The sequence below is a fragment of the Halopseudomonas sp. genome, from assembly GCF_041579695.1.
Lineage (GTDB): Bacteria > Pseudomonadota > Gammaproteobacteria > Pseudomonadales > Pseudomonadaceae > Halopseudomonas.
The window spans coordinates 1-2847 of the sequence record NZ_JBFGFI010000168.1 but is presented as its reverse complement, the minus strand read 5'-3'; the positions used below and the strand labels follow the sequence as shown (position 1 = coordinate 2847).

At 63.8% G+C, this 2847-nt stretch carries 2 protein-coding genes; both read left to right on the top strand.

The genetic code is table 11. The features are described from left to right. Positions 1-852 (top strand): PD-(D/E)XK nuclease family protein (locus tag ABYA88_RS15975; protein ID WP_373188376.1); only part of this gene is annotated, 852 nt, incomplete at its 5' end. Further along, a partial coding sequence (recD, locus tag ABYA88_RS15970) for an exodeoxyribonuclease V subunit alpha (RefSeq protein ID WP_373188375.1) occupies positions 845-2847 on the top strand: 2003 nt, incomplete at its 3' end. The genes ABYA88_RS15975 and recD, both read left to right, overlap by 8 nt.

Here is a 2847-nt window from a genome sequence, read left to right as displayed (position 1 = left end):
CGCTGGTGGATCGGCTCATACAGCGCGTTGACCGGTGGGCACGACACGGATTATTTCGCCGACGACAAGGAAGACATATTCGCACCCATACGACCGGGCGAAACAGCCACGATGCACCGCTTTCCGCGCGGCCCACAGCCCGGTACCTTCCTGCATGGTCTGCTCGAGCTGGCGGCGGAGGAGGGCTTTGCCCGGTTTGCCGATCAGGCCTATTGCGCCGAGCGGGTATATCCGCGCTGCCAGCGACGTAACTGGAATGAGTGGGGCAACTGCCTGACCGACTGGCTGGGCAGTCTGTTGGCATTCGGCGGGTTGGTACCGCAAAGCGGGCTGAGCCTTGCTGATCTGCAGCCGGGGCAGTACCAGAGCGAGATGCAGTTTCTTTTTGCCGCCCATGGCGTGAGCGCCGAAGCCATCGATCAGCTGGTCAGAGCCCATACGCTGGATTCCGCCGACCGCCCGGCCCTGGGCCGGGATCAACTGAACGGCCTGTTCAAGGGGTTCATCGACCTGGTATTCGAGCATGAGGGGCGATACTGGGTGCTGGATTACAAGTCCAACTGGCTGGGCAAGGATGCCGCTGCCTACAGCGAGGACGCCATGCGCAAGGCTGTGCTGGAACACCGTTACGACCTGCAATATGTCTTTTACGTGCTGGCGCTGCATCGACAGTTGCGCGCACGCCTGGCCGATTACGACTACGACCGGCACATGGGTGGTGCGGCTTACTGGTTCATACGCGGGGTCGAGGCGCACAACGGCGGGCTCTGGCATACACGACCGCCGCGCGAGCTGATCGAAGGTCTGGACCGGCTGTTTGCCGGCCAGACGCTGGAGGCGGCGCATGTCTGAACAACTCGATCTGTTGAACACAGGGCCCAACCTGAACCCCTGTCTGGATGACGGTCAATTGCTGCTGAATCTGCTGGATGACTGGCAGAACCTCGGCTGGCTGCGCGCACTGGATAGTGCCCTGGTGGGATTTCTGCGCGAGCAGAGTCCGGAGTGTCCGGCGCCGGTATTGCTCGCGGCAGCGCTGGTCAGCCATCAGTTGGGCCATGGCCATGTGTGTCTGGATCTTGCGGCCACGTTGGAGGAACCGGACTTTGCCTTGTCTCTGCCGCCGGAAAATGGCGAGGCGGGTGGTGCGCTGCTGCCATCGCAATTGTTGCAGGGTTACTGTCTGGAACACTGGCAGGCGGCCCTGAGTGCCAGTGCAGTGGTCGATAGCGAAGCGCCGGAGCGAGGCACGCGCCCGCTGGTGCTCGCCGGTCGGCGCCTGTATCTGCGTCGCTACTGGCAGTACGAGCAGCAAGTAGTGAGCGATGTGCATGCGCGGCTGCGGGCGCCGCTGGCGGTAAAGGAAGATTTTCCCCAGCGGCTGCAGGCGCTGTTTGCTAAAAGTACGCAAATCCCTGACTGGCAGCGGCTGGCCTGTGCGCTGGCCGCGCGTGGGCGTTTCAGTATCATCACCGGGGGCCCCGGTACCGGCAAGACGACAACAGTGGTGCGTTTGCTCGCGCTTTTGCAGGCACCGGCGGTGGCAGCCGGCCAACCGCTGCGGATCCGCCTGGCCGCGCCGACGGGCAAGGCGGCGGCGAGACTGACCGAATCGATCGGCCGTCAGGTAGGGTCGCTGCCAGTCGATGAGGTGGTAAGGGCAGCCATTCCCAGCGAGGTAGGCACGCTGCACCGCCTACTGGGAAGTCTGCCGCACAGCCGGCATTTTCGTCACCACTGCGATAACCCGCTGGCACTGGATGTGCTGGTGATTGATGAAGCCTCGATGATCGATCTGGAAATGATGGCCTGCGTACTGGCTGCCCTGCCGTCCGGCGCACGGCTGATCCTGCTCGGTGACAAGGACCAGCTGGCTTCGGTGGAAGCCGGTGCTGTGCTGGGGGATCTGTGCCGGCGCGCCGATCAGGGACATTACAGTCCGCAGACAGTGCAATGGCTGGAGCAGGTAAGTGGTCAGCCCTTGGCCCAGGCTGGTTTGCAGCCTGGCGAGGATGCGACCCACGCGCTGGAGCAGCAGACCGCGATGCTGCGCTACTCGCACCGCTTTGACGGTAACAGCGGTATTGGTGAGCTGGCGCGCGCGGTCAACCGCTGTGCCGCCGCGGAGGCCCGAGGTTTGTTGCACAGTGGGGACTTTACCGATATTCATCAGCGTAGCCTGAACAGGACAGGCGATCCGGCCTTTGCCACCTGTGTTCTGGGAACGGCTGCGTTGCCCGGTTATCAGGGCTACTTGCAGATTATGGAAACAGAACGCCCGCCCGCTGCTATGGCGGCCGACAATGATGCCTGGCAGCGATGGGCGCAGCAGGTGCTGGCGGGTTTCGATCAGTTTCAGTTGCTCTGCGCGGTACGCCGCGGTGACTGGGGTGTAGAGGCAGTCAACCAGCGCGTTGCCGGTCTGCTGCGCAGTCGCGGGCTGCTGGCCAGCGATCAGGGCTGGTACGAGGGGAGACCGGTGCTGGTAACCCGCAATGACTATGCGCTGGGACTGATGAACGGCGATGTCGGTATCGCTCTGCGCGTGGCCGAGCCGGCGCTGCTCCCCGGCACACCGGAGCGCCAGGCGCTACGCGTGGCGTTTCCGCGCAACGACGGCAGCGGCGGCATCCGCTTTGTACTGCCCAGCCGCCTGCCCGAGGTGGAAACCGTATTCGCGATGACGGTGCACAAGTCGCAGGGCTCGGAGTTTGCCCATGCCGCACTGGTGCTGCCTCCGGCGCGCAACCCCGTTTTGACCAAGGAGCTGGTCTACACCGCCATTACCCGGGCCAGCAAAGACTTCACGCTGCTGGAAAGCCGTGAAGGGGTATTCGAGGAGGCCGT